Here is a 25,191-nt window from a genome sequence, read left to right as displayed (position 1 = left end):
ACCCCGGGCAGCGCGGCGGGCGACGTCCCACCAGCTTGGTCAGGGCCGGGTGGACTCCGCGACGAAGACACCGCGACCCGGGCGGCCGACCAGCACACCCTGCTCCCGCAGCGTCGCCACCGCGCGGTGAATCGTCGAGAGCGACAGGTCGTAGTGATCAGCCAGTTCTTGGGTGGACGGTATCTGTGACCCGGGCTGGAACTCGCGCACCTCGATCCGCCTCAGCAGATCCTTGATCAACTCATTCATGGTCGGCGGAATCGGCACGTGGAGGCCCCTTGCAGTCGGTTGGCGCTCCCAGTATCGAGCACGAGGTGAAAGAGCGGCAACAACTGGAAGGGAAGCAGCAGGCAGCGTGCCAGCGAGATTTGATAGGTAGGCAAGCGTTGACAGAGGTGAGAGGTATCGGTAGCGTCACTGTCGGTGATGCGGTGCTGCTGCGGTCGGTTGGCACCTCTCGTACCGGTCTCGCATCGCCGCCGGAAGACCCCCCGCGCCACTCCCCCGGCGCGGCCCTGCCGCCGTACCGCCGTTCGTGGCTGCGGCGGCCGGGCGGGGCGGCCTCCGCCGACTCGGACCGGCGGGGGCCGCCCCTCCACTTCGACGTGCACCCGACGAAGGGCGGTCCCCCGTGCGCCACCTGATCCGTTGGCTGACCGGCCGACAGGAGAGAACGAGACAACCCCTGCGCCCCGCGCAGATCCGCGAGCGGCGGTTCAGCATCCGCCGGCACGGGCTCGATCCGTTCGAGATCCGCGCCTTCCTGCACGAGGTCGCCGACGAACTGGCCGTCGCACAGGCCGCCGTGGTCGCGGTGCGGCAGGAGAACGTACGCGTCAGGCGGGCGCTGCACGCGTGGCAGAGCGGCCAGTCCGGAAAGCACCGGTACCGATGAGCGATCGCTGGGTGATCCACCTGCCGATCACCGCGCCCGACCTGCTCCGGGCGCGGATCTTCGCCCGGACGGCCACCCGCCTGCTGGCCCGGCTCAGCCGGCGCGTCGACCTGGGCGAGGTGACCGTCTCGGCCGAGGACGCCCAGGGCATACGCCATCGGGTCTTCTGCGACCGGTTACTGCCCGGAGGCGCACGGTGCGTGTTGCCGACCGACCACGCCGTGCCCTGCTCCCACCGGCCCTGGTCACCGGCGCGCAACGTCCGGCCGGCCCGGTACCGGCTGCCGGACGGCTGAGCGGTGTGCGCCGCCGCGACCTTGTCCAGCAGGTCCCAGCACCAGCACCAGCACCAGCACCAGCACCAGGTGAGGGTACGACGGTCCTCCGCCGACGACGCGGACTCGGCCGGCGCGTCAGCCGGTGGGCAGTTTGGGGCCGCCGTCGAGCAGCGGGGCAAGCAGGTCCCCCTGCTTCTCCACCCGCTTCAGCACCTCCACAGCGGTATAGGGGCGAGCGGCCGGCCGCTTCCCGGCGGCACCGGCGGAAACCTCGTCCCAGGTCAGCGGGGTGGAGACGGCCGGCACCGACTGGGCCCGCAGCGAGTACGGCGACACCGTCGTCTTGGCCGCGTTGTTCTGACTCCAGTCGATGAAGACCTTCCCAGGGCGCAGGTTCTTCGCCATCCGCGACACGACCAGCTTCGGGTGTTCCTTCTCCAGTTCCTGGGCGACCCGCTTCGCATAGTCCGAGACGAGATCAGAGGACTGGGTGCCGGCGATCGGGCAGCAGAGCTGCATGCCCTTCTTCCCGGACGTCTTCGGGTACGAGTCGATGCCGTCGGAGGCGAGCCGGTCGCGCAGCAGCAGCGCCACCTCGCAGCACTCGCGCAGCCCCGCCGGCGCCCCCGGGTCCAGGTCGACGACCATCGTGTCGGGATGGCTGCCGATCCTCCACTGCGGCGTGTGCAGTTCCAGGGCGGCGAGGTTGGCCAGCCAGACGAGGGTCGGCAGGTCGTCGGCCACCACGTAGTCGATGGTCTCCCGGCCCTTGCTCGACCCGGGGACGGGCAGCGTCTCGGTGTGCACCCAGTCGGGGGTGGCGGCCGGTGCGTTCTTCTCGAAGAAGCTCTTGTCGTCGACCCCGTTCGGGTACCGGATCCGGGTGAGCGCCCGGTCGGCCAGGTGGGGCAGGAGCACCGGGGCGATCCGGGTGTAGTAGTCGATCACCTCGCCCTTGGTGAACCCGGCGTCGGGATAGAGCACCTTGTCCAGGTTGGACAGGTCCAGCGAGCGCCCCTGCACGTCGACGCGGAACCGGTCACCCGGCATCGTCCACCTCCTGCGGCGGCTTGTCCGGGCGGAGCCGCAGCACGCGGGGGAAGCGCAGCCGGCCGTCCGGGGTGCGCTGACCGTACTTCACCTCGACCACCACCGCGGGCCGTACCCAGATGGCGGCCCTGGCGTCCTCGCGCGGCACGTCCCCGGAGAACGGCGACTCCCCGGAACGCAGCGGCTCCAGCTCGCGCAGCAGTTCCCGTTCGATGGCGGCACCGATGCCGCCGCCGACCCGGCCCCGGTAGACGAGCCGGCCGTCGGGGCCGGGCACCCCGATCAGCAGCCCACCGATCTTGCGCGCGCCGGGTCGCCAGCCGCCGACAACGAAGTCGCCCGTCACCTCCAGCTTGACCTTCACCCAGTCCGGGGAGCGGACCCCGGGCCGGTAGGCCGAGCCGGCCCGCTTGGCCATCACCCCTTCGAGGCCGTGCTCGCCGGCCGCCTCGTAGGTGGCCGGGCCGTCGGTGAAGGTCGGCGGCACCGCCCACCGGGCGGCCCCGAGGCCGAGCCCGTCCAGCAGCTCCCGCCGCTGCCGCCACGGCCGGCCGGTCAGGTCCGCGCCGCGCAGCCGGAGCAGGTCAAAGATCATGTACGTCACCGGCACGGTCGCCGCGAGTCGGGCCGCCTTCGCCGCGTCCCGCACGTGCATCCGCTCGGCCAGGGCGGTGAACGAGGGCTGGCCGGCCTGGTTGAGCAGCACCACCTCGCCGTCGAGCAGCGCGTCGTCGACCTGCTCGCCGAGGGTGATCAGCTCCGGGTACGCGGTGGTGATCTCCGCGCCGGAGCGGGCGTACAGGTGTTGCCGGCCGGTGGTGATGTCGGCCAGCGCGCGTACGCCGTCCCACTTGAACTCGTACGCCCAGTCGGCGCCGGCGGGCAGTGGGCCGGTCATCGCGAGCATCGGCTTCAACGGCGCGCCGGGCATTTCTCGACTGTAGTAGGGCAATCGAAGTGCTCGCGCCCGCTTCGATCCTTTGGGATCCTGAGCTGAACCGGGGAGAGGAGCGGGGTATGCGGGCGATCTGGAAGGGGGCGGTCTCGTTCGGGCTGGTCTCGATCGCGGTGAAGCTCTATTCGGCCACCGAGGAGAAAGATATCCGCTTCCACCAGGTGCACCGGGAGGACGGCGGGCGCATCCGCTACAAGCGCACCTGTTCCGTCTGCGGTGAGGAGGTCACCTACGACGACATCGCCAAGGGGTACGACATCGGCGGCGGCGAGATGGTGATCCTGACCGACTCCGACTTCGCCGACCTGCCGCTGACCACCTCGCGGGCCATCGACGTGCTGGAGTTCGTCCCGGCGGAGCAGGTCGACCCGATCCTCTACAACAAGGCGTACTTCCTGGAGCCGGAGGGCGCGGCCACGAAGCCGTACGTGCTGTTGCGCGACGCGCTCGCCGACTCGGAGCGGGTGGCGATCGTGAAGGTGGCGCTGCGCCAGCGGGAGCAGCTCGCCACCCTGCGGGTCCGGGAGGGGGTGCTGCTGCTCAACACGATGCTCTGGCCGGACGAGGTGCGTACCCCGGACTTCGGCTTCCTGGGCGAGGACCTGAAGGTCCGGCCCCCGGAGCTGGCGATGGCCAGCTCGCTGATCGACTCGATGGCCGGGGAGTTCGAGCCGGACGTCTTCACCGACGACTACCGGGCGGCGTTGCAGGAGGTCATCGACGCGAAGGTGCAGGGCCGGGAGGTCGTCCAGCCGGAGGAGGTCGAGGAGGCCCCGGCGGCGGCGGTGGACCTGATGGCCGCGCTGAAGGCGTCGGTGGAGCGCGCCCGGGCGGCGCGCGGCGAGCAGCCGGCGGCCGGTGGCGGGGAGCCGACCCCGATCACCTCGGCCCGGTCGGCGCAGAAGGCGGCCAAGGCCCCGGCGAAGAAGACCGCCGAGAAGAAGACGGCCGAGAAGAAGGCCGGGGGTACGAAGAAGGCGGCCACGAAGAAGGCTGCGGAGTCCGACGCCGCGAAGAAGGCCCCGGCCAGGAAGGCCGCGCCGAAGAAGGCTCCCCGCAAGACCGCCTAGTGGTGCGGCGGGGGCCCGGTCGACCGTGGGGCCGCCGCCGCACGCGTCAGCCGCGACCCAGCTTCTGGGTGGGGGTGACCCGGACGATCACCCGCTCCTCGCCGGGCTGCCGGAACGGGTAGGTGTCCTGCCCGAGGTACTTCTGCGCCATCCGGTCGATGTGCTCGTCGGCGCCCTCCTCGACCAGTTCGGTGGTGCCCTTCACCCACAGGGTGCGGAAGTCGTCGGCCTTGTCGACGACGGAGACCGCGACCGTCGGGTTGCGCTGGATATTGTTGTACTTCTGCCGCCCCTTGGCCGTGTTGAACACGATGTGCTGGCCGTCGGTGTCCACCCACACCGGCGTCACGTGCGGGGTGCCGTCCGGCTCGATGGTGGCCACGTGGGCGAGCTGCGGTTCGGCCAGCAGGGCCAGGTCTTCTTCGGTGAGGATCGCCATGGTCGTGAAACTACCCCCGTCCGGAGCCCCACACCCGGGCAATTGTTGCCGAAGCGGTAGGGATCGGACAGGAGGAACGGGCGGGGCGGGCTGGAACGGGACGGCCGGACCGGGACCGGCACCGGCCGAGGCAGCACCGAGGGGAGCAGGGCGGGTACCGTGTGCGCTGGCCTCGGCAGCGGCCGCCGGGCCCCCACCTCTTGATCAGGGAGTCGACGTGAGCGAGCGTGTGCAGAACCGGTCGGCGGGCCAGGGCCCGGGCGGCAAGGCGGAGCGGCGGCTGGGCCTCCAGTTGGCGGCGAAGAAGGCCGCCGAGGCGAAGCGCCGCCGGCAGTCCATCCTCGGCGCGCTCTCCGGCCTCGCCGTCGTGGCGATCCTGGTCGGGGTCTTCGTCGTCGTGAACCAGGGCGACGACGACGCTCCGGGTGAGTTCGCGTCCGCCCCGTCGGCCGGGGCCAGCGCCCCATCGGCCGGGCCCACCGCGCCGCCCGCCCCGCAGCTTCCCGAGGGGATGGACCCGGCGCTGGCCACCAAGCCGAAGGTCGAGGCGGGCAAGGGCGAGCTGAAGAAGCTCGTCGTGACCACGCTGATCAAGGGCAAGGGCCCGGTGGTCAAGGCCGGCCAGCAGATCACCACGAACTACGTGGGCGTCTTCTACAAGGACGGCAAGGAGTTCGAGGCGTCCTGGAACAGCGGCCAGCCGGCCACCTTCCCGATCGGCAACGGCAGCGTCATCAAGGGCTGGGACCAGGGCCTGGTCGGGGCGACCGTGGGCAGCCGGGTGCAGCTCGACCTGCCCGCCGAGCTGGCGTACGGCAACGACGCCTCCGGCGGCCGGCCGGCCGGCCCGCTGCGGTTCGTCGTCGACGTGCTCGCCGCCCAGTAGCAAACCCCGCAGCCATGCGGTAGTTCAACAGCGGTCTTCCTTCCGGTCGCCCACGACCAGTAGGTTCGGGGTCACCGTGGGCGGTTCCGACCGCGCCGCGGTGATTCCCGATCCGACGCGGAGGTGCACGTGGCGGCGCTGGACGACCCGGGGCTCGCCCGGCTGATGTGGACGCACTTCGAGCCGGTGCACGCGGTCACCTATTTCCATCCGCGCGCCCGTGCCGCCTACGAGGCGGTCGGGCTGCGCGGCTACTGGCGGGGGTACTTCGCCGGCCGGTCCGCCCCGCTGGGCGCCACCGAGGCGGCCCCGGTGATCGCGGCGTTCTTCAGCTTCGCCCCGCACATGGTGACCCGGGCGCTGCCTGCGGTGTGGCGGCTGGCGACCCCGGAGGAGGCGCTGCGGGCCCGGCTCACCGGTGCGGTGCAGGCGCTGGCCGAGCTGACGTACGAGCTGCCGGAGGGGCACCTCGCCGAGGCCGCCGGGCTGCTGGAGACGGCCGCCCGCGCGGCGCAGCCCGCCGGCCGGGTGCTGGGGGCCGCGAACGCCGCCCTGCCGGCCGCCGAGTACCCGCTGGCCCGGCTCTGGCAGGCGGCCACCACCCTGCGCGAACACCGGGGCGACGGGCACGTCGCCGCGCTGGTAGCGGCGGGCCTGGACCCGGTGGAGACGCTGGCCTGGAAGGTGGCGGACGGCATGGCGCCGGTGAACCTGCTGGGCCGGGGCTGGTCGGAGGAGCAGTGGCGGGCGGCGGCCGGCCGGCTCGTCGAACGGAACTGGCTGACGCCCGACGGCGACCCGACCGGGCACGGCCGGGCCACGTTCCAAGCCGTAGAGGACGCCACCGACCTGGCGGCCACCCACCCGTGGCGGGCGCTCGGCACGGACGGCACGGACCGGCTGCGGGAGCTGCTCGACCCGATCGCCCGCGCAGGTCACACGGTGATCCCGCAGGGCAGCCCGATCGGCCTGCCCCCGCTGCCGGCCTGAGCCCGGTGCGCCGCCCCGGCCACCGCCGGGTCCGCCAAGTCTCCGGCCGCCTGCCGTGGCCGGGCCGCGCCGCCCGTCTCCGGCCGCCTGTCCGTCGGTCCGCCCCGGATCGGGCAGGATGGGGGCGTGGCTGATGCGGTGGTCTTCGACCTGGACGGCGTGATCGTGGACTCCGAGCCGGTCTGGGAGGAGGTCCGCCGGGCGTACGTGGCGACGCACGGCGGCGGTTGGCAGCCGGACACCCAGCGCCGGCTGATGGGGATGAGCACCGGCGAGTGGGCCCGGTACCTCAGCGGCGAGCTGGGCGTCGACCGGACGGCCGAGCAGGTTGCCGCCGAGGTGGTCGACGAGATGACCCGGCGGTACGCGGAGCGCGTACCGGTGATCGATGGGGCGGACCAGGTGGTGCGTCGGCTGGCGGCGCGGTGGCCGCTCGGGCTGGCCAGTTCCTCGCCGACCCGGCTGATCGCGGCGGCGCTGGCCGCGACGGGCCTGACCGACGCGTTCGGGGCGACGCTGTCGACCGAGGAGACCGCGCACGGCAAGCCCGCCCCCGACGTGTATCTGGCCGTCGCCGGGCGGCTCGGCGTCGACCCGGCCCGCTGCGTCGCGGTGGAGGACTCCTCCAACGGCGTACGGTCGGCCGCCGCCGCCGGGATGCGGGTGGTGGCGGTGCCGCACGGGGCGTACCCGTTGGACCCGGACGCCGAGCGGCTCGCGGCCGTGGTGCTGCCGACGGTGGGCGACCTGACCCCGGATGTCGTCGCCGCCCTCGACTGAACGATCCGGGTCGGCCAGGGTGCTTCCGGCTACTGGGTGTTGACGATCAGGCCGATGTGGGTGAAGTAGTTCAGCGCACCGAAGAGCAGGAACACCAGCCCGGCCAGCCCCCAGGTGATGCCGACGACGAGCAGCAGCGGACGGGCCAGCCGTCGAATCGCGAACGGGAAGACCACGGCGCCGATTCCGACCAGCACGTAGAGCCCGGAGATGAAGGTCGCCTCCAACCACGGGTAGTCGGCGAACTCACCCGAGATCGGTTCCTCGGGCGGTGCCGCGAACAGGGTGTAGGTCCAGCCGGCGGCGGCGATGGCGAAGCAGGAGAGCCCGAGTGCGAACACGAACACGGAGCTCGGGCCGAGCAGTTGGCGGACCAGTTGGAGGCGGTGGCCGGGGTTCGCGGGTGGGTCGGCCGCGAGCATCGGGCCGCGTTTCCAGAACACCAGCGCCGCACCGAGCATGAGCACTCCGAAGGCCAGTGCCGGCTCGCCGAAGATGATGTTGTCGAAGGCGAAGCCGCCGCTGGCCAGGGGCCAGGTGAGCGTCATGTGCAGGCCGGTCAGGGCGAGGATGATGCCCGGGACGGCGAAGGCCATCGCCCAGCCGTCGGTGGCGATGTCCCGGCCCTGCACCAACTGTCGGGCGAACATGACCACCAGGAGCAGGCCGGCTCCGGCCGAGATCGCCATGATCGTGTTGTAGGTGGGCATCTCCACCCAGTTGATCTTCAATCCGTCCTGCGCGAGCACGTTCATCACGCCCCCCAGAAACCTGTTCCGGTGACGGCCGCTCGATACGGCCGTTCCTCTTCCGCCCTTCCTGCCGGGCCGGGCGGCAGCACCGCTCTCAGAAAGTAACCGAAACTTGTTCCGATTTTCCCGTTTCGCGGCATTTTGGCCGTCGGGCGGTCCGGTGAAGCGGAGCCCGGCGCTGATCGACTACATCCCCGGACGAGCGCGGTCGACTGAGCCGTCGGGGGTGCGGGGTGGCATGAAGGGTGGGTGGTCGGGTACGGAGTTGGCTTCCAAGGATTAGGGGGCGACGGTGAGGGCGGTCGTTTACGAGACCGGCGGTGACGCCTCGGTGCTGCGCCTGGTCGACCGGCCGGTGCCCGAGCCGGGGCCCGGCGAGGTCCTGGTCCGGGTGGCCGTCTCCGGGGTCAACCCGACCGACTGGAAGTCCCGCCGGCAGGGGCCGCCGGCCGGCTGGCAGACCCCCGGCCAGGACGGTGCCGGGGTCGTCGAGGCGGTCGGCGCGGGCGTGGACCGGAACCTGATCGGCGAGCGGGTGTGGGTGTGGGAGGCCGCGTGGCAGCGGCCCTGGGGCACCGCCGCGGAGTACACGGTGGTGCCGGTCCGGCAGGCGGTTCCCCTCGGCGGCGCCCCCTTCGACCTCGGGGCGAGCCTGGGCATCCCGTTCCTCACCGCGCACCGCTGCCTGACAGCCGGGGAGTTCATGCCCGACGGGTTGCACGCCGGCGCGCTGACCGACCACACGCTGCTGGTACAGGGCGGGGCGGGCGTGGTCGGCAACGCGGCGATCCAGCTCGCCCGGTGGGCCGACGCCACTGTGATCACCACCGTGAGCAGCGCGGAGAAGGCGAACCTGGCGGCGGCGGCCGGGGCCTCATTCGTGATCAACTATCGCGAGCAGGACGTGGTCGAGGAGGTCCGCAAGATCGCCCCCGACGGGGTGCACACGATCGTCGAGGTCTCGGCGGCGAGGAACGCGGCGGCCGACGTCCAGTTGTTGCGCCAGGGCGGGGCGGTCTGCGTCTACGCCGACGACGGCGGGGACGAGGTGACCCTGCCGATCCGGCCGCTGATGGTGCCGAACGCCCGCTGGCAGTTCGTGCTGGTCTACACGGCCCCGACGGCGGCAAAGGCACAGGCGGTCAACGACGTGGCGGCGGCGGTGGCGCAGGGCGGCGTACGGGTGGGCGCGGAGGCCGGCCTGCCGCTGCACCAGCACCCGCTGGCCGACACGGCGGCGGCGCATCGGGCGGTGGAGCGCTCGGTGGTCGGCAAGGTGCTGGTCAGCACAGCCGACTGAGCGGCGTTCACCGGCTGTTTTCCCCGACGCCGGGACAGAGCCGAACAAGTTTCGCGACAATGACAGTGCGTGGCCGCACCGTGGAGAAACGGGACGGCCCACATGAGACGGGCGGCCCCGGCGCGGTGCGAACGCCGGGGCCGCCCCCTGGGGAGGGATGTTTAGGAGTACGTCCCTGCCCCTTCAGGCGAAGATGCGCCTGAAAGCGTTACGGCGTTGTCAGCTCCCGGACACTCAGCCCGCCGTCGGCGTACCGGGAGCGCACCACCTTCTTGTCGAACTTTCCGACGCTGGTCTTCGGGACCTCGTCGATGAATGACCACCGCTCCGGGAGCTGCCAGCGCGCCACCGACCTCGCGAGGAAGTCGCGCAGCTCCTCGGCGCTCACCTCGGTGCCCTCGCGGACCACCACGGTGGCCAACGGGCGCTCGTCCCAGCGCTCGTCGGGCACGCCCACCACACAGGCCTCCAGCACGGCCGGGTGGGCCATCAGGGCGTTCTCCAGCTCCACCGAGGAGATCCACTCACCGCCGGACTTGATCACGTCCTTGGCCCGGTCGGTGAGCGTGATGTAGCCATCGGGCGAGAGCGTGCCGACGTCGCCGGTGCGCAGCCAGCCGTCGCGGAACTTCTCCTCGTCCGGGGCGTCGTCCCCGACGTACCGGGAGGTCACCCACGGCCCGCGGACCTCCAGCTCGCCGACGGAGGTCCCGTCGGCGGGCAGCGGCTCGCCCAACGGGCCGACGATCCGCGCGGCGACCCCGGCCGGGACCCGGCCCTGGGTGTACCGGTAGCGCCAGGCGTCCTCGCCGGTCGCGCCGGCCGGCGGCCGGGCCACCGAGCCGAGCGGCGACATCTCGGTCATCCCCCAGGCGTGGATCACGTCGATGTGGTGCCGGTCGTCGAACGCGTGCATCAGCGCGGGCGGGCACGCCGACCCGCCGACGATCACCTCCCTCAACGAGGAGATGTCCACGTCGTGGCTGTCGAGGTAGGCCAGCAGGTCGTTCCAGATGGTCGGCACCGCGCCGGCCAGGGTGGGCCGCTCGGCGGCGATCATCTCGGCGATCGGGGCAGCCTGGAGGAACCGGTCCGGCATGATCAGCGACGCTCCGGAGAGGAACGCCGCGTACGGCAGGCCCCAGGACATCGCGTGGAACATCGGCACGATGGTCAGCTCGCGGTGCGTCGGCCCGAGACCGAACCCCTCCGGCAGGCAGACCTGGAGCGAGTGCAGGTAGATCGAGCGGTGCGAGTAGGCGACCCCCTTGGGGTTGCCGGTGGTGCCGGAGGTGTAGCAGAGGGCCGCGGCGTCGCGCTCGTCCACCTCCGGCCAGTCGTAGACCTCCGGCCTCCCGGCCAGCAGGGCGTCCCAGTGGTGTACGGCGATCCGGTCGCCCGCCGCCGCCACCAGCGGGGCGGGGTCGCCGCCGCCGACCACCACCACGTGCCGCACGGTGGCCAGCTCGCCGATGACCCGGGCCAGCAGCGGGATCAGCGTCGAGTCGACCAGCACCACCCGGTCCTGCGCGTGGTTGGCGATGTAGGTGACCTGGTCGGGGAAGAGCCGGATGTTGAGCGTGTGCAGCACCGCGCCCATGCTCGGCACGGCGAAGTACGCCACCAGGTGCTCGGCGTTGTTCCACATGAACGTGGCGACCCGCTCGTCGCCGGTCACCCCGCACTCGTCGCGCAGCGCGTGGGCCAGCCGGGCGGCCGTCCGCCCCACCTCGGCGTACGACATGCGGCGGGGCTCGGCGCCGGTCCAGGTGACCACCTCGGCCGTGCCGTGCACCGTCGCGCCGTGGTCGAGGATCCGGGCGACCTGAAGGGGAGCGTCCATCATCGTGCTACGCATGAGTAAGAAGCTAGTGTCGGCGGTCACACGTTGGGAACCCCCGTAGGGTTGTTCAGATGAGCATCTCCTGGGCCGACTCGTACGTGGGGCAGCTTCGCGCCCTGGCCGGTGACCGCACCCTGATGTTCGTCGGCGCCCGCGCGGTGGTCCGCGACAGCGCCGGGCGGGTGCTGCTGATCAGGCGTTCCGACAACGGCCAGTGGGCGATGCCGGCCGGCGCGATGGAGCTGGGCGAGTCCATCGCCGACTGCGCGGTCCGCGAGGTGCGCGAGGAGACCGGGCTGCGCGCCCTACGGGTCAGCGCGTTCACCCTCTACACCGGCCCGGACCACATCAACACCAACATGTACGGCCACACCTACCAGATCTTCACGGTCGCGTTCCGGGTCGAGGACTGGGACGGCGACCTGACCCGGGTCACCGACGAGACGACCGACGCGGGATTCTTCCCGCGCGAGCGGCTCCCCACCCCGCTCTCCGTGTCGGTCACCGAGACCCTCGCCGACCTGGACGTCTTCGAGCAGACCAACCGGCTGATCCTCAAGTGAGCCCGGGAGTCACCCGGCTGATCCTCGCGTGAGCCCGGAGCCGGCCTACGCCTGACCCCGGGCGGCCCCGCCCGGGGTCAGAGCATGGTCTGGCTCTTGGCCTCCATATCGGTGGCGGCCTCGTCCTTCGACTCCTTCGCCAACGGCCGGCCGCCGGGAGCGGGCGCACTGCCGCCGAGCGGGTCGGCGCCGCCGGTGGCGCCCTGCGGGCCGGTGCCGCGAAGCTGCTCGTTCGGCATCAGCAGGGTCAACAGCACCGCCAGCACGGCGATCAGCCCGGTGGTGAGAAAGACCAGGTGCAGCGACTCGACGAACGCGCCCTGGACGGCGTCGCGGACCGGGCCGGGCAGGGCCAGGATCGTCGCCGGGTCGTTGATCGAGATACTCGTCCCGCCCTGGGCCGCCAACGCGGCCCGCTGGTCCGGCGGAAGCTGGGCGATCGCGCCCGGCAGCCGGTCGGCGAGCTGGCCGGTGAGCCGGGAGGACAGCACCGTCCCGAGGATCGCCACCCCGAACGAGCCGCCCAGCGACCGGAAGAAGGTCACCGACGACGTGCCCGCCCCCAGGTCCCGGATGTCCACCGCGTTCTGCACGGCGAGAATCAGCGACTGCATGCACAGGCCCAGCCCGACGCCGATCACCACCATGTAGCCGAAGGCCAGCCAGAGCGACGTGGCGACCTGGAGCCGGGTGAACAGCAGCATGCCGGCGAGCAGCGCCGCCGAGCCGGCCACCGGGAACCACTTGTACCGGCCGATCCGACTCATCGCCCGGCCGGTCACGATCGAGGTGACGATGATGCCGGCCATCATCGGCAGCATCAGCAGACCGCTGCGGGTCGGCGACGCGCCCCTGACGATCTGGAGGTACAGCGGGATGAAGATGATCGACCCGAACATCACCAGGCCGATGACGAAGCCGGCACCGTTGGCCAGCGCGAACGTCCGGCTGTGGAACAGCCGCAGCGGCAGGATCGGCTCACCCACCCTGGCCTCCTGGGCCAGGAACAGCACGGCCAGCACCGCCCCGGCCACGAACAGCCCGATGATCAGACCGGAGCCCCAGGCGTACGAGGTGCCGCCCCAGCTCAGCGCGAGCAGCACGCAGCTCACCCCGACGACCAGCAGCCCCGCGCCGAGCCAGTCGATCGTGTGTTCCCGCCGCTCGAACGGGATCAGCCGCAGGACGTGGTAGCAGACCACGATGGCCAGGATCGCCAGCGGCACATTGATGTAGAAGATCCACCGCCAGTTCGTCTCGGCGAAGTAGCCGCCGACCAGCGGCCCGGCCACCGAGGAGATGCCGAACACCGCCCCGAACAGGCCCTGGTAGCGGCCCCGCTCCCGGGGCGACACCACGTCCGAGATGATGGTGAACGCCAGCGTCATCAGGCCGCCCGCGCCGAGGCCCTGCACCCCACGGGTCACGATGAGCTGGGTCATGTCCCGCGACAGCCCGGCGAGCAGCGAGCCGAGCAGGAACGTGCCGATCGAGAAGAGGAAGACCGGGCGGCGCCCGTACAGGTCGGCCATCTTGCCGTACAGCGGGGTGGAGGCCGTGGACGCGAGCAGGTACGCGGTGACCACCCAGGAGTAGTGCTCGATCCCGCCCAGCTCGCCGACGATGGTGGGCAGCGCCGTGCCGACGATCGTCTGGTCCAGCGCGGCGAGCAGCATGCCGGTCATCAGGCCGAACATGAGAAGGCGGAGCTGGCGGGCGGTCAGCGTCGGGCGGGTGTTGGCTTCGCTGGTCACCCCGCCTTCTATCCCGTACGGCGAGGATCATGCCCGATGCCGGAGATCCTTCGACGCCCGCGCCACGACGGGCGGGCTCCCGGCCTCGACGGCGGCCGACCGGCGTCAGCGCCGACCGACCGACTTCGACGGCCGACCGGCGTCGACGGCTGTCCCGACGTCAGTGGCGGCCCTCGGCGAACTCCTCCACGATCTTGGCGCAGAACGCCGGGAGGTCATCCGGCTTGCGGCTACTGACCAGGCCGTTGTCCGTGACCACCTGCTCGTCGACCCAGTTCGCGCCGGCGTTGGTCAGGTCGGTGCGCAGGCTCGGCCAGGAGGTGATCCGGCGGCCCCGGACCACGTCCGCCTCGATTAGCGTCCACGGGCCGTGGCAGATCACCCCGACCGGCTTGCCGGCCTCGAAGAACGCCTTCACGAACCGCACCGCGGCCGGGTCGGTGCGCAGGAAGTCCGGGTTCGCCACCCCACCCGGCAGCACCAGGGCGTCGTAGCCGCCGGCGTCCGCGTCCGCCGCGGCCACGTCCACGTCGTACGTCCTGCCGTGGTCGAGGTGGTTGAAGGACTGGATCCGGCCGGGCTTCAGCGAGACCAGCTCGGCCGTGGCCCCCGCCTTCTCGACCGCCTCGCGCGGCTGCGTGTACTCGACCTCCTCGACGCCGTCGGCGGCCAGGAAGGCGATCCGCTTGCCCTGCAGTGTCGTCGCTGCCATCTCGTGCATCTCCTCTCCGGGGTACCTCTGGACGTTCCCGGGCCCGGATGCCCGAAACCCGAACCCGAGGTGACCCGCTCCACGCCCCGGCCGGCCGGGCGGGGTCGGCCCAGGTTTGACCCGGCACCCCATGGGGACCCCGACGGGCATGGCAGGAGCAGCAGCGGAAGAGCGCCGGCTCGCCACCGTCGTGGAGAGCTGGCTGGGCCGCCCCGTGCTGGTGATCGGCGACGCCATGCTCGACGAATGGCGGTTCGCGGACTCCGACCGGCTCTGCCGGGAGGCGCCCGCCCCGGTCCTCAGCCTGCGCCGGCGCATCTCGGCGGCCGGCGGCGCGGCGAACACCGCCGTCAACGTGGCCGCCCTCGGCGGGCGGGCGGTGCTGGTCGCCCCGGTCGGCGCGGACGCCGCCGGGGACGAGCTGCACGACTGTCTGGACCGGGCCGGCGTCTGGGACCGGACCGTCAACCAGCCCGGCCGGTCGACCCCGGTGAAACGGCGGATGCTCGCCGGCAACCAGATCCTGCTGCGCGAGGACTCCGGAGACCCGGACGACGTGCTCGAACGGGACGGCGTGGCCCGGCTGCTCACGGCGCTGGAATGCGCCACCGAGGAGCTGCGGGCCGCCGCCGGCGGCGAGGTGCCCACCCTGGTGGTCTGCGACTACGGGCTGGGCTCGCTGCCCGCGCCCGTGCGCGCCTGGCTGGTCGCCGCCCGGGACCGGTACGCCACGGTCGCGCTCGACGCGCACGACCTCGCCGACTGGCGGGGCCTCGCGCCCACCGTGGTCACCCCGAGCTTCGCCGAGGCCACCCGGCTGCTCGCCCGGGCGGCTGCCCGGTCCGACACCCACCTGCACCTGGACCACCACTCCGGGTCCGACCCGGCGGACGGGCCGTCGGAGCTGAGCGTGGGCTCGGCGCCGGGCCGCCCCGTCCCGGCCGGAAACACCGCCACCGGCGACTCCGGCGGCGGCCCCGGCGGCGACTCCGGCGGCGGCCCTGGCGGCGGCCCCGGCGACGACTCCGGCGGCGGCCCCGGCGGCGGCCCTGGCGGCAGCTCCGCCAGCGACCCCGGCGGCGGCTCCGGCGGCGGGGTGAGGCCGGCGTCCCGGCTGCCGCTCGGCCGGCCGACGGGTCCGACCGGCGAGCCGACGCCCGGCGAGGACCGGGTGGCGATGACCGGCGACGGGCTCAGCGTCACCGGCACGGGCGTGACCGTGAACGCCGAGGCCGGCGACGGGGTGGACCGGGCGGTCCTGGCCGAGTCCCGCCTCGCGGAGTTGCGCGCGCACACCGGCGCGGACGTGGTCGCGGTCACCCTGGACACCGAGGGCGCCGTGGTCGGCGGCGCGGACGGCGCGCCCCGGCGCAGCCACAGCACCCCGGTCCCGGCCAGCCATGCGGTCGGCGCGGGGGACGTGTACCTGGCCGCGATGACGCTGGCCCTGGCCGCCGACGCGCCGCTGCCGACCGCCGCGCAGCTCGCCCAGCTCGCCGCCACCATCACCGTGTCGGACACCGGCACCTGCGTGTGCCGGCGCGAGGACCTGCTCGACGCGCTCGACGTCCCGGCCGGCGACCCCGGGCACCCGGTGCTGGTCGCCCCGGACGAGTTGGCGGACATCGTGGCCGCGCACCGGGACGCGGGTCGGTCGGTGGTGTTCACCAACGGCTGCTTCGACGTGCTGCACCCCGGGCACGTGCGTTATCTGCAGCAGGCCCGGGCCCTCGGCGACCTGCTGCTGGTCGCGGTCAACTCCGACGGCAGCGTGCGCCGGCTGAAGGGGCCGGACCGGCCGGTCAACCCGGTGGAGGACCGGGTGACGCTGCTCGCCGCGCTGTCCTGCGTGGACCACGTGGTGGTCTTCGAGGAGGACTCCCCGGCGGCCCTGATCGAGACCGTCCGCCCCGACGTCTACGTCAAGGGCGGCGACTACCCGCCGGAGATGGTGCCGGAGGCGCCGCTGGTGCGCCGGCTCGGCGGCCAGGTCCGCACCCTCGGGTACGTGCCGGACCGCTCCACCTCGGCGATCATCGAGCGCATCCGGGCCCAGGCGACGGGCGCGCCGGCCACCGGGCACCGGTCCGACGGCCCGGGGCAGACGTTGACCGGCAGGCCGGCGTGAACCGTCCGCTCGAACCCGGCGACGCCGGGGAGTTCCGCCGCGAGCGGCAGCTCGACGTGCTGATCCCGACCCGCAACCGCCCGGCCGAGCTGGCGGTCACCCTCTCCGGGCTGGCCACCCAGGAGGGCGTGCCCGGGTTCGGGGTGGTGGTCAGTGACCAGTCCGACGGCGACCCCGCGTACGCCCACCCGGCGGCGGCCACCATGGTGCGGGCGCTGCGCCACCGGGGCCACCCGGTGCTGCTGACCCGGCGGCTGCCCCGGCGCGGGCTGGCCGAACACCGGGCGTACCTGCTGGACCGGTCGGCGGCCCGGTACGTGCTCTGCCTCGACGACGACGTCTGGCTGGAGCCGGGAACCCTGCACCGCCTGGTCACCGCGATCGGCGAGCTGGGCTGCGGCTTCGTCGGCAACGCCGTGCACGGGCTGTCGTACGTCGACGACGTGCGCCCGGAGACCCACGGGCACTACGAGGAGTGGGTGGGCCGGCCGGTGCCGGAGCGGGTCCGCCCCGGCACGCCGCAGTGGCAGCGGGCCTCGATCCATCCGGCGGCGAACCTGCTGCACGTGACGCAGCGGCTGAACCTGCCGCCGGGGGCCTGGCGGGCGTACAAGGTCTCCTGGATCGGCGGGTGCGTGCTCTACGACCGGGCGGCGCTGGTCGACTCGGGCGGCTTCGAGTTCTGGCGGCGGATGCCGGAGAAGCACCAGGGCGAGGACGTGGCCGCCCAGCTGGCCGTGCTGGAGCGGCACGGCGGCGCGGGCGTCCTGCCCAGCGGGGCGTACCACCTGGAGTCGCCGACCACCGTCACCGAGCGGGACGTGGAGGCGTGGGAGGTCGTCCTCGCCGACTCGGACACCCCACAGCCCGCCTGACGGGCGTCGCATCGGGCGTCGCCCGCGCTCACGCCAGCAGTTCGCGGGCGGCCTCGACGACCTCCACGACCGGGACGTCCGTGACGAACGAGTCGCGGTGCGGGCAGTCGCCGTGCCCGGGGCGGTGCGGGTAGATCCCCGGGGTGCAGTCGACACCGCAGACCGGGCAGCGCACCGTCCAGGAGGCGATCGGGCGGTGCCGGGCGCGCAGCGGGTGCCCGCTGTTGATCAGGTTGCCGACCCAGTAGATCCCGACGGTGGCGGTGCCGACCGCGGCAGCCAGGTGCAGCGGGCCGGTGTCGTTGGACACCAGCAGGGCGCAGCCGGCGTAGCAGGCGGCCAGCCCGCCGAGGCCGAGCGTGCCGACGAGCGGGCGCAGCGGCACCCCGGCCGCCGCGACCACCCGGTCCACCAGCTCCCGCTCGGCGGGGGTGCCGGTGACCAGCACCTCGTACCCGTCGCCGGCCAGGACGCGGGCCACCTCGGCGAACCGCTCGGCCGGCCAGCGCCGCCGGGTGTCGGTGGCCCCGGGGTGCAGTGCCACCCGGGGCCTGGTCGCCGCGCCGAGCACCCCGGCGGCCTCGGCCCGGTCGGCGTCGGTGACCGTCAGCGTCGGGACGATCGTGGTGGCGGGCGCCCCGACCAGGGCGGCCACCTCCAGGTAGCGCAGCACCTCGTGCTGGTAGTAGACGTACCGGGTCCAGCGGTCCAGCGGCGGGGCGTCCTCGGCCCGCAGCCCGGCGGTGACCCGGGCGCCCAGGCCGGCGACGATCGGGTTGGAGTTGCCGCCGCCGCCGTGCAGTTGCAGCGCCAGGTCGAAGCGCTCGGCGCGGGCCGAGGCCAGGAAGTCGTCCATCGACGACTCCGGCTCGCCGGGTTCGGGGGCGCGGATGCCGGGCGCGGGCGGGACCACCAGCACGCGGTCCACCGGGCCGGGCCGGCCGCGCCAGAGCTTCGTGTGCCACGGCGCGCCGACCAACACGATCTCCGCCCCCGGGTACGCGGCGCGCAGCGCCTCCAGCGCGGGCAGGACGAAGATGAGGTCGCCGAGCGCGTTGGCACGCAGCGCGGCGATCCGCGCGACGTCGGGCACGCGCTCGCCCACCGGGCCGAGCGGGGACGGGGTGACCACGACGCGCTACGGCCGGTCGATCTCGTCGGCGGCCCGGTCCGGGTGGTGCAGTTCCCGGCCGGGGGCCAGGTCCGGGTGGTGCAGTTCCCGGTCGGCGGCCGGGTCGACCGGATGGCCGGTAACCGTGCCGGCGCCCCGGTAGCCGGTGCGGCCGACGGTGATGGTGCGCGGCGCGGGCCGGATCGCCCTGGGCAGCCGGACCCGGAGCAGCCCGTGGTCCATCACCGCGTCGATCCGGTCGGGGTCCACCCGGGACGGCAGGTCGACCCGGTACTCGAAGCCCCGGGCCTGAAGGCCGCCGGGGATGCCCTGGTCGGCGTTGACCTCGGCTTCGGAGCGGGCCCGGACGCAGAGCTCCCGGTCGTCCAGCTCGACGGCCACCTCCTCGGGGGCGACGCCGGGCAGCCGGACCACGGCCTCCCAGCCCTCGGCGGTCTCGGTCAGCTCCACCTCGGGCGGGCCGGGTCGGGTGCCGCCGACCAGCCGGCTCAGCTCGGCGCGCAGGGACTGGAGTTCCCCCATCGGGTCCCAGTTCGGCTGCCGGCCGCGCCAGCCCCGGCCGCCTGCGGACTGTTCGCTCATCGCACGTCTCCGATCGAGTGGGTGGCCGCCGGTGCTCGCAGCGAGCTGGGGGCGTTCAGGTTGGCGTCCCGGTCGACGCCGACGCCGAGCCGGTCGACCAGCTCGCCGCCGAGCCACGCGCTGCCGCCGAGGATGGCCAACGCGACCACCTCGATGGCGATGAGCGCGCCGCCGGCCGCCCGGGAGTCGGCGTTGAGCCGGACGACCCAGACGGCGGCGAAGAGCAGGATGACCGCGAGGTTCGCGGCGGCGTGGCTGAGGCCCACCCGCTTCGCGCGGGTGCCGGTGGGGATGGCGAGCAGGTCGAACGCGCCGGCCACCGCCGCCAGCAGCCCGCCGATCAGGCCGACCGTGATGTTCCAGTAGGCCACCTCGCCGAGGAATCGCGGGCCGCCGGCGGTGTCGATCACGTCGAAGATCACCGCGGTGACCAGCAGTCCGACCGGGAACGTGATCAGCATCGGGTGCACGGGGTGCCCGAGCACCTTGAGTCGGCTTTCCACTGGCGGCCTCCGTTGATGTGTTGCGGGACGCTGGCCGGCGCGGCACCCGGGACACCGCTGGACAAACCTCCGGCCAGACGCGCCCGGCTAGGCTGGGGCGACAGGTGGCCGGGCACCGGCGCCGCACGCCGCCACCACCGAGGTCAACGGTCGGGGGAGGAAGACGTGACGGTGGAGATCACCTCGCACGGGGAACTGCGCGAGCTGCTGGGGACGCCGAACGCGCGGGCGGCGGCCAAGGAGCGGACCGTCCTGCACGAGCGGGACCGGCAGTGGCTGGCCGCCTCGCCGTTCTGCCTGGTCGCCACGGCGGGCGCGGACGGCAGCTGCGACGTCTCGCCGAAGGGCGACCCGCCCGGCTTCGCGCTGGTGCTGGACGACACGACCATCGCGGTCCCCGAGCGGCCGGGCAACCGGCGGGCGGACGGCTACCGCAACATCCTCGACAACCCGCACGTCGGCTTGCTCTTCCTGATCCCCGGCCGGACGGACACGCTGCGGATCAACGGCCGGGCCCGGCTGGTGCGCGACGCCCCGTTCTTCGACGACATGATGGTCAAGGGCCACCGACCGATCCTGGCGATCGTGGTGGAGATCGAACAGATCTTCTACCACTGCGCCAAGGCGTTCCTCCGCTCGGAGCTGTGGCGGCCGGAGATCTGGCAGCCGGACGCGCTGCCGTCCCGGGCCCGGCTGATCAAGGAGGTCGAGGCCCCGGACGAGAGCCTGGCCGACCTGGAGCGCCACTACGGCCCGGAGTACGCGAAGAAGATCTACGTCTGATTCCGCCGCGCCCGATGCCGCGGCGGCTCGACCGGCGCGCTCCTCGGCGTGCCCTTCTCCCCGGTACGCGGCCTGCGGGACTCCCCGACCGGCCGGAGCAGCCGACCCGGTGCCGGAATCAGGTCGTGCGCGGTCCGGCGGCGATGCTAGCGTCGGCGGCCGTGCTGATCCGCGAGTTCACCGAGGCCGACTGGCCGCAGGTGTGGGAGATCGTCGGCGCGGTCGTCCGGGCCGAGGAGACCTTCCCGTACGACCCGACGATGACCGCCGGGCAGGCGTACGACATGTGGGTGGAGCGCCCGCCCGGCCTGACCGTCGTGGCGGTCGAGGGCGACCGGGTCCTCGGCACGGCCAAGATGGGCACCAACCGACCCGGTCCCGGGTCGCACGTCTCCACCGCGAGCTTCATGGTCGCGGCGGACGCCCGGGGGCGCGGGGTGGGTACCGCGCTGTGCCGGCACGCGCTGGGCTGGGCCCACGGGCGCGGGTACGCCGGTATGCAGTTCAACGCGGTGGTCGAGACCAACCGCACGGCGGTGGAGCTGTACCGGCGGCACGGCTTCGAGGTGGTCGGCACGGTGCCGGGCGCATTCGCCCACCCGGGCCTGGGCCGGGTGGGCCTGCACGTGATGTACCGCGCGTTCTGAGCTAGCCGCGCCAGCCCTCCGGGTTGCTGAACGACTCCCGGGAGATGCCCGACCCGGTGCGCGGCCACCCGCCGAACAGCTTGTCGTGCAGGTGGGCGAACAGGTAGCAGATGCTCTCGCAACTGCCGTCCAGGACGGCCAGGGCGGGGTTGACGCGCACCGCCTCGTAGAACTCCTGCCCGAGGGCGACGATGTGGCCCCGGCAGTAGAGGAAGCCGTCGTCGGAGCCGTCGGTAACCGCGTGGATGTCGGCGCGGTCGACGTCGTACAGCTTGCGCTCCATCACCCGGTCGAGGGCGGTCAGTTCCTCGCTGGACAACTCGGCGCCGAGGGAACGGAGGTTGTCCAGGAACGGGGCGAACGAGGCGTCCAGGGCGTACACGTTGACGTCGTCGGCGTCCGGGTCGCGCTCGACGAGGGCGCGGCGCAGCGCCCGGGCCTCGGGGCCCAACGGCTCCCACGCGGACTCCACCAGGGCCCAGAACCGGGCCTCGTCGTCGGCGCTCGGCAGCAGCTTCACGGGATTGTCTGAAGGCATGGTCACGGGCGGGATGCTAGCCAGCCCGACCGACACGTTCCGCCGCCGGCCGACGGTGGATATGACGACCATCTCGGACGGACGTGGTTGAGACGACCGGCCCCGGGTACGGATTCGGTGGACGTGAGCACGTTTCCGGCGCGCGAGAGCGCGGAAGACCACAACCCGAAGGAGTGTCGATGACCACCAGGGTCGAGAAGTCCGTCGAGGTGAACGTCCCGATCCGCACCGCGTACAACCAGTGGACGCAGTTCGAGGAGTTCCCCATGTTCATGGGCGGTGTCAGGGAGGTGCGCCAGCTCGACGACAGGCGCATGCACTGGGTCGCCGAGATCGCCGGCGTCCAGCGCGAGTGGGACGCGAAGGTGCTGGAGCAGGTGCCGGACCGCAAGGTCGCCTGGGCCGCCACCGAGGGGTTCACCAACGCCGGTGCCGTCCACTTCCAGCCGGTCGACACGAATCGCACGATGGTCCGGCTGTTCCTCGAGTACGAGCCGGAGGGCTTCGTCGAGAAGGCCGGCGAACGGCTGCACCTCGTCGAGCGACAGGCCGAGTCCGACCTGGAGAGGTTCAAGACGTACATCGAGAGCCGAGGCGTCGAGACCGGTGGCTGGCGAGGAACGATCGACGAGGGTCGCCGACTCGGCACGCCCGGCGTCGAGTACGCCGCCGGCACCCGGGGCGACAGCGGCAGGGTCGACGGGTCCGGCCGGGACACCGACGCCGGTGCGACTGCGCCGACCACCACCCCGTACCCGACCGGCGCCGACCCCGACGGCGTCCACCGGCCGCTCTGACCGGCTCCCGCACGACGCAGGCCCGGGTCCGCGCGACCCGGGCCGGTCACGTCGAGGGGCCGCCATGCCGAGGGGCCGTCACGTCGAGGGGCCGCCATGCCGAGGGGCCGTCACGTCGAGGGGCCGTCACGCCGAGGGGCCGTCACGCCGAGGGGCCCGGAGCATGTCAGGCCGAGGGAGCCCGGCGGGCGCGGCGGCGCACAGACCGCCGGCCCGCCGCCCGGGAGAGCTGGCCGGGACGGTCGGGGCAGCGCGCTACCGGCGGTTCTCCAACAGCCGGGCCACGGTGGCCGGCGAGTAGACCCGGCCCCGGGCGATCGCCGCCACCACCAGCGGGGCGAGTACGGCGACCAGACCGAGTACGGCGGTCTGCTGATTCGCGGACAGCGGCAGGCCGAAGGCGACCAGCAGGCTGATCACGGCCGTACCGGCGGCGGTGATCCCGCCGACGGTGAACAACGGCTCGGTGGCGGTCGAGGTGGGGATGGGGGTGGACATGCGGGCCTCCTCTGTTGATCGGTCGCTCGGTCACGTAGGCAGTAATGCGCCGCGTGTCGTCGGTGGTGACGACCTGCGCGGTCGTACCGTCGGGTGGCTGTAGCTCGGAGGGCCCACTCCCCGCCCACTCCCCGCGGTCCCTGCCCGCCCGGCGTGCCCCGCCGGGCGGGACGAGAGTCGACAGGTCCACCCGCCGTCAGGTCGACAGCCTGGCGGTCAGCTCGTCGACGACCTGCTGGGCGATTTCCGCCGGCACCGCCGCCGCGATGGCCTCCGGGGTCAACCCCGCTGTCTTCAATGCTTCGGAGAGCCGCTGCGGTGACAGCCCGGCGAGCACCCCGGCGATGATGGCCGGCTCGTCGACCAGGTCGACGCCGACCTTGGCCGCTGTGCTGCGTGTGTTGCTCAGCACCTCGTTGAGGACGCCGAGGGTGCTCATGTCCTTGGGGATGCCCCCGCCGACGTACTGCCATGGGATCGCCCGTAGCTGCGTCGCGATGCCCTCGTCGGTCAGCGCGGCCTTGATGTGGCCGAGGAACTCTGCGCGGTCCATGTGATCCTCCAGGATGCCGATGCCGGTCAGGTAGCGGCGGAACAGCGGGGTCTGGTCCCGGCCCGCCTTGGTGGAGTCGCGGAAGAAGCTGAAGTGGGTGTGCCACAGGTGGGAGTTGTCGCCGGTGGTGCGCTTGCCGAGCCGGTCCCACCGCCGGACGACCTTGCCGTCCGCGGAGTAGATGATCTCCCTGATGTCCCGCGTGTCGGCCGCGCCGGCCGCGCACTGCTGCACGCACCAGACCGAGAACGAGCGCAGGTCGTGGGTGAGGCCGCCCGACCGTACGGTGAAGGAGCCGACGTCCAGGCCGGAGGCGTCCAGGGTCAGCCCCGACTGGTCCCGGGGGGACTCCACGACCGAGTAGTCGTTGGTCACGACCCGGTCGGAGCCGCAGTGGTAACCCCCGCGGTGGGCCGAGTCGCCGACGATGCCGACGGCGGCCGGTTCCAGGTCCTTGAGGCACGACAGCAACAGGGTCCGAACGTTCAGGAGATTCGTCGGGGCCCGGGTCATGGGGCCCTCCTTCCGTGGGGGAAGGCCGAGCACAACGATCACTCCGAGTAAGAATCCGGAGGTGCAGGACGCGCCCGGCCAAAGGTGCACATCGTCGGGCTGATGAGCCAAGAGTAATCAGGCAACAACGCCCCTACCAGCGGAAACGTCCACTCTTCGGATAGTGATAGTTATCGAAGGGAGCTTTCGCGCGGACGGGTCCCGGGGCACGGGAGCCTCACAATGAACACGAGGAGTAACTGCCTGACGGCGGGGGCGGGGTCACGTCCACCGGTCGGGGACAGCGGTCGACCCACGGGTCCGGACCGACCGGCGCGTGCTGTCACGATGAGCGAGCCTCAAGGTGTCCAATAAGGACGGAGGGGCTCGGGCCCCTCGTCCACTTCCCCCTGCCGTGAGGATCCCCACTGGTGGCTGTACTGGATGTGCACTTCCTCGCTGTACACGAGCCGTATGAGGCACCGGAGCATCCGGTACCGATCAACGCGACCATCGTCCACGCACGGACGCTGCTGCACCCCGCCGTCACGCAACCCGACGGCGCGCTGATGTACCGATGCCTGACCGAGTTTCCCGACCGCGCGCCAGGCTGCGTGGTGCCGCTGTCGACCCTGACGTACGAGCTGGACGGGGGCGCGGGCTGGAGCCTGGTCGGCGACTGGGCGTCGGTCGTTGACGACATCGTGTGGCTCGGCCAGCAGCGAAAGTGTGACGCGATGCCGCTCGGCCTGCCGCCCCTGGCCGCCACCCTCCTCAGTCACGGACCCGCCACCAAGCACACGGTCCACTACATCGACGCACCCCCGAAAATCGTCGGCCCGGCCGAGCGGCGGCGCGAACTTGCCCAGTTGACCGCTGCCGTCCGCCAATACGTTGCGCGGGGCCCGTTCTGGCCGGGGGACGACCTGGTGAATCCGCCCCGCGAGCCCGCCACCCTGCCGTACAAACCACACTCGCCCAACTGACCGTGACACCCCGTCTCCCTCGGTTCGAGGGAGACGGGGCCGCAGTCGTGGCAAGGGCCGGACACCCGCAGGTCGAAGACGCTGTCGTCTTCCGGGCACCCCGGTGCTGATCCTGGCGGCCCTCGCGCTCGGGGTCATGGCCCGATCCTGACCGGCGACTCACCCGTCCCCGGCAGCAGACCCACCCGGCGCAGGCCAGCGTGTCCTCAGCTTTGCCATCGGATCGAAGATGCCCGGCGCCAGCGAGCCACCCTTTTCTGCCGGCGGACAGGTGAAAGGCCCTGGTCAGAGTTAGTGACCAGGGCCTTTCACCTACCGAGCCGCCTGACGGAATCGAACCGTCGACCTACGCATTACGAGTTGATCGACATGGATGGTACGGGCTGGCACTGACTGGCATCAGTGATCGC

At 72.7% G+C, this 25,191-nt stretch carries 27 protein-coding genes and 1 pseudogene; 14 read left to right on the top strand and 14 right to left on the bottom strand.

Annotated elements, in window-relative coordinates:
• Positions 1-39: 39 nt before the first annotated feature.
• Entirely contained in the window at positions 40-267 is a 228-nt protein-coding gene (locus ACH4T9_RS00140; RefSeq protein WP_387021172.1) for a winged helix-turn-helix domain-containing protein, read from the bottom strand.
• Between the two features lie 364 nt (positions 268-631).
• Between ACH4T9_RS00140 and ACH4T9_RS00135 the strand changes: the two genes are divergently transcribed.
• Positions 632-895 (top strand): DivIVA domain-containing protein, encoded by a 264-nt coding sequence (locus tag ACH4T9_RS00135; protein WP_396669021.1) that lies wholly within the window; start codon positions 632-634, stop codon positions 893-895.
• Positions 892-1,191, top strand: a complete 300-nt coding sequence (locus ACH4T9_RS00130) for a hypothetical protein (RefSeq protein WP_396669020.1) — start codon at positions 892-894, stop codon at positions 1,189-1,191. Before ACH4T9_RS00135 ends, ACH4T9_RS00130 begins: the two co-directional genes overlap by 4 nt.
• A 117-nt stretch (positions 1,192-1,308) precedes the next feature.
• Here ACH4T9_RS00130 and ligD (ACH4T9_RS00125) read toward each other — a convergent pair whose 3' ends face one another.
• Both ligD (ACH4T9_RS00125) and ligD (ACH4T9_RS00120) read right to left on the bottom strand, forming a co-directional pair.
• On the bottom strand, positions 1,309-2,223 hold the full coding sequence (gene ligD / locus ACH4T9_RS00125) for a non-homologous end-joining DNA ligase (RefSeq protein WP_396669019.1): 915 nt from the start codon (positions 2,221-2,223) through the stop codon (positions 1,309-1,311).
• Complete coding sequence (gene ligD / locus ACH4T9_RS00120; protein ID WP_396669018.1) at positions 2,213-3,154, bottom strand: non-homologous end-joining DNA ligase; 942 nt, start codon at positions 3,152-3,154, stop codon at positions 2,213-2,215. The genes ligD (ACH4T9_RS00125) and ligD (ACH4T9_RS00120) overlap by 11 nt, the downstream gene beginning before the upstream one ends.
• Before the next feature lie 86 nt (positions 3,155-3,240).
• Between ligD (ACH4T9_RS00120) and ACH4T9_RS00115 the strand changes: the two genes are divergently transcribed.
• Complete coding sequence (locus tag ACH4T9_RS00115) at positions 3,241-4,248, top strand: Ku protein (protein WP_396669017.1); 1,008 nt, start codon at positions 3,241-3,243, stop codon at positions 4,246-4,248.
• Between the two features lie 46 nt (positions 4,249-4,294).
• On the opposite strand, the gene ACH4T9_RS00110 is transcribed toward ACH4T9_RS00115, so the two are convergent.
• Entirely contained in the window at positions 4,295-4,687 is a 393-nt protein-coding gene (locus tag ACH4T9_RS00110; RefSeq protein ID WP_396669016.1) for a PPOX class F420-dependent oxidoreductase, read from the bottom strand.
• A gap of 217 nt (positions 4,688-4,904) precedes the next feature.
• Between ACH4T9_RS00110 and ACH4T9_RS00105 the strand changes: the two genes are divergently transcribed.
• From ACH4T9_RS00105 to ACH4T9_RS00095, 3 genes are all read left to right on the top strand, one after another.
• A complete protein-coding gene (locus ACH4T9_RS00105) occupies positions 4,905-5,573 on the top strand; it encodes an FKBP-type peptidyl-prolyl cis-trans isomerase (RefSeq protein WP_396669015.1) in 669 nt (222 codons plus the stop codon).
• Positions 5,574-5,738: 165 nt separating this feature from the next.
• On the top strand, positions 5,739-6,563 hold the full coding sequence (locus tag ACH4T9_RS00100; RefSeq protein ID WP_396669857.1) for a hypothetical protein: 825 nt from the start codon (positions 5,739-5,741) through the stop codon (positions 6,561-6,563).
• 126 nt (positions 6,564-6,689) lie between these two features.
• Positions 6,690-7,343 (top strand): HAD family hydrolase, encoded by a 654-nt coding sequence (locus tag ACH4T9_RS00095; protein ID WP_396669014.1) that lies wholly within the window; start codon positions 6,690-6,692, stop codon positions 7,341-7,343.
• A 29-nt stretch (positions 7,344-7,372) separates the two neighbouring features.
• Here the strand turns inward: ACH4T9_RS00095 and ACH4T9_RS00090 are convergent, their stop codons facing one another.
• Complete coding sequence (locus ACH4T9_RS00090) at positions 7,373-8,098, bottom strand: DUF981 domain-containing protein (protein ID WP_396669856.1); 726 nt, start codon at positions 8,096-8,098, stop codon at positions 7,373-7,375.
• Positions 8,099-8,387: 289 nt separating this feature from the next.
• On the opposite strand from ACH4T9_RS00090, the gene ACH4T9_RS00085 reads away from it, so the two are divergent.
• Positions 8,388-9,395: an NADPH:quinone reductase gene (locus ACH4T9_RS00085; RefSeq protein WP_396669013.1), complete on the top strand. Its 1,008-nt coding sequence runs from the start codon at positions 8,388-8,390 to the stop codon at positions 9,393-9,395.
• Between the two features lie 208 nt (positions 9,396-9,603).
• On the opposite strand, the gene ACH4T9_RS00080 is transcribed toward ACH4T9_RS00085, so the two are convergent.
• The gene (locus tag ACH4T9_RS00080; protein WP_396669012.1) at positions 9,604-11,253 is read right to left on the bottom strand and encodes a fatty acid--CoA ligase; all 1,650 of its coding nucleotides are present in this window, start codon (positions 11,251-11,253) and stop codon (positions 9,604-9,606) included.
• Positions 11,254-11,309: 56 nt separating this feature from the next.
• Here ACH4T9_RS00080 and ACH4T9_RS00075 point away from each other — a divergent pair, with 56 nt between their 5' ends.
• Positions 11,310-11,801, top strand: coding sequence for an NUDIX domain-containing protein (locus tag ACH4T9_RS00075; protein ID WP_396669011.1), 492 nt, complete (start codon positions 11,310-11,312; stop codon positions 11,799-11,801).
• 77 nt (positions 11,802-11,878) lie between these two features.
• Here the strand turns inward: ACH4T9_RS00075 and ACH4T9_RS00070 are convergent, their stop codons facing one another.
• Both ACH4T9_RS00070 and ACH4T9_RS00065 read right to left on the bottom strand, forming a co-directional pair.
• The gene (locus tag ACH4T9_RS00070; protein WP_396669010.1) at positions 11,879-13,555 is read right to left on the bottom strand and encodes an MDR family MFS transporter; all 1,677 of its coding nucleotides are present in this window, start codon (positions 13,553-13,555) and stop codon (positions 11,879-11,881) included.
• 160 nt (positions 13,556-13,715) lie between these two features.
• Positions 13,716-14,267 (bottom strand): type 1 glutamine amidotransferase domain-containing protein, encoded by a 552-nt coding sequence (locus ACH4T9_RS00065; protein ID WP_396669009.1) that lies wholly within the window; start codon positions 14,265-14,267, stop codon positions 13,716-13,718.
• Between the two features lie 148 nt (positions 14,268-14,415).
• Between ACH4T9_RS00065 and rfaE2 the strand changes: the two genes are divergently transcribed.
• On the top strand, positions 14,416-16,395 hold the full coding sequence (gene rfaE2, locus ACH4T9_RS00060; RefSeq protein WP_396669008.1) for a D-glycero-beta-D-manno-heptose 1-phosphate adenylyltransferase: 1,980 nt from the start codon (positions 14,416-14,418) through the stop codon (positions 16,393-16,395).
• Complete coding sequence (locus ACH4T9_RS00055; RefSeq protein ID WP_396669007.1) at positions 16,392-17,270, top strand: glycosyltransferase family 2 protein; 879 nt, start codon at positions 16,392-16,394, stop codon at positions 17,268-17,270. The genes rfaE2 and ACH4T9_RS00055 overlap by 4 nt, the downstream gene beginning before the upstream one ends.
• 28 nt (positions 17,271-17,298) lie before the next feature.
• Here ACH4T9_RS00055 and ACH4T9_RS00050 read toward each other — a convergent pair whose 3' ends face one another.
• The 3 genes from ACH4T9_RS00050 to ACH4T9_RS00040 are packed head-to-tail and all read right to left on the bottom strand — an operon-like array spanning position 17,299 to position 19,487.
• A complete protein-coding gene (locus ACH4T9_RS00050) occupies positions 17,299-18,402 on the bottom strand; it encodes a glycosyltransferase family 9 protein (protein WP_396669006.1) in 1,104 nt (367 codons plus the stop codon).
• Positions 18,403-18,408: 6 nt separating this feature from the next.
• The gene (locus tag ACH4T9_RS00045) at positions 18,409-18,984 is read right to left on the bottom strand and encodes an Hsp20/alpha crystallin family protein (protein ID WP_396669005.1); all 576 of its coding nucleotides are present in this window, start codon (positions 18,982-18,984) and stop codon (positions 18,409-18,411) included.
• Positions 18,981-19,487 carry a DUF2231 domain-containing protein gene (locus tag ACH4T9_RS00040; protein ID WP_396669004.1) on the bottom strand — a complete coding sequence of 169 codons (507 nt, stop codon included), beginning with the start codon at positions 19,485-19,487 and terminating at the stop codon, positions 18,981-18,983. Before ACH4T9_RS00040 ends, ACH4T9_RS00045 begins: the two co-directional genes overlap by 4 nt.
• A 165-nt stretch (positions 19,488-19,652) precedes the next feature.
• Here ACH4T9_RS00040 and ACH4T9_RS00035 point away from each other — a divergent pair, with 165 nt between their 5' ends.
• On the top strand, positions 19,653-20,270 hold the full coding sequence (locus tag ACH4T9_RS00035; protein WP_396669003.1) for a pyridoxamine 5'-phosphate oxidase family protein: 618 nt from the start codon (positions 19,653-19,655) through the stop codon (positions 20,268-20,270).
• A gap of 161 nt (positions 20,271-20,431) precedes the next feature.
• The gene (locus tag ACH4T9_RS00030; protein WP_396669002.1) at positions 20,432-20,917 is read left to right on the top strand and encodes a GNAT family N-acetyltransferase; all 486 of its coding nucleotides are present in this window, start codon (positions 20,432-20,434) and stop codon (positions 20,915-20,917) included.
• Between the two features lies 1 nt (position 20,918).
• On the opposite strand, the gene ACH4T9_RS00025 is transcribed toward ACH4T9_RS00030, so the two are convergent.
• Positions 20,919-21,455 carry a DUF4240 domain-containing protein gene (locus tag ACH4T9_RS00025; protein WP_396669855.1) on the bottom strand — a complete coding sequence of 179 codons (537 nt, stop codon included), beginning with the start codon at positions 21,453-21,455 and terminating at the stop codon, positions 20,919-20,921.
• A gap of 179 nt (positions 21,456-21,634) precedes the next feature.
• Here ACH4T9_RS00025 and ACH4T9_RS00020 point away from each other — a divergent pair.
• Positions 21,635-22,084, top strand: a pseudogene (locus ACH4T9_RS00020) (SRPBCC family protein); the annotation flags it as partial.
• A 423-nt stretch (positions 22,085-22,507) separates the two neighbouring features.
• On the opposite strand, the gene ACH4T9_RS00015 reads toward ACH4T9_RS00020, so the two are convergent.
• Both ACH4T9_RS00015 and ACH4T9_RS00010 read right to left on the bottom strand, forming a co-directional pair.
• Entirely contained in the window at positions 22,508-22,750 is a 243-nt protein-coding gene (locus tag ACH4T9_RS00015; protein WP_396669001.1) for a hypothetical protein, read from the bottom strand.
• Positions 22,751-22,946: 196 nt separating this feature from the next.
• The gene (locus ACH4T9_RS00010) at positions 22,947-23,816 is read right to left on the bottom strand and encodes a hypothetical protein (protein ID WP_396669000.1); all 870 of its coding nucleotides are present in this window, start codon (positions 23,814-23,816) and stop codon (positions 22,947-22,949) included.
• A gap of 410 nt (positions 23,817-24,226) precedes the next feature.
• On the opposite strand from ACH4T9_RS00010, the gene ACH4T9_RS00005 reads away from it, so the two are divergent.
• Positions 24,227-24,781, top strand: coding sequence for a hypothetical protein (locus tag ACH4T9_RS00005; protein ID WP_396668999.1), 555 nt, complete (start codon positions 24,227-24,229; stop codon positions 24,779-24,781).
• The last annotated feature ends 410 nt before the right edge of the window (positions 24,782-25,191 follow it).

It is taken from the genome of Micromonospora sp. NPDC020750, from assembly GCF_044334565.1.
Taxonomy (GTDB): domain Bacteria; phylum Actinomycetota; class Actinomycetes; order Mycobacteriales; family Micromonosporaceae; genus Micromonospora.
The sequence above is the reverse complement of the archived record's forward strand: the minus strand, read 5'-3'. Positions and strand labels throughout refer to the sequence as shown.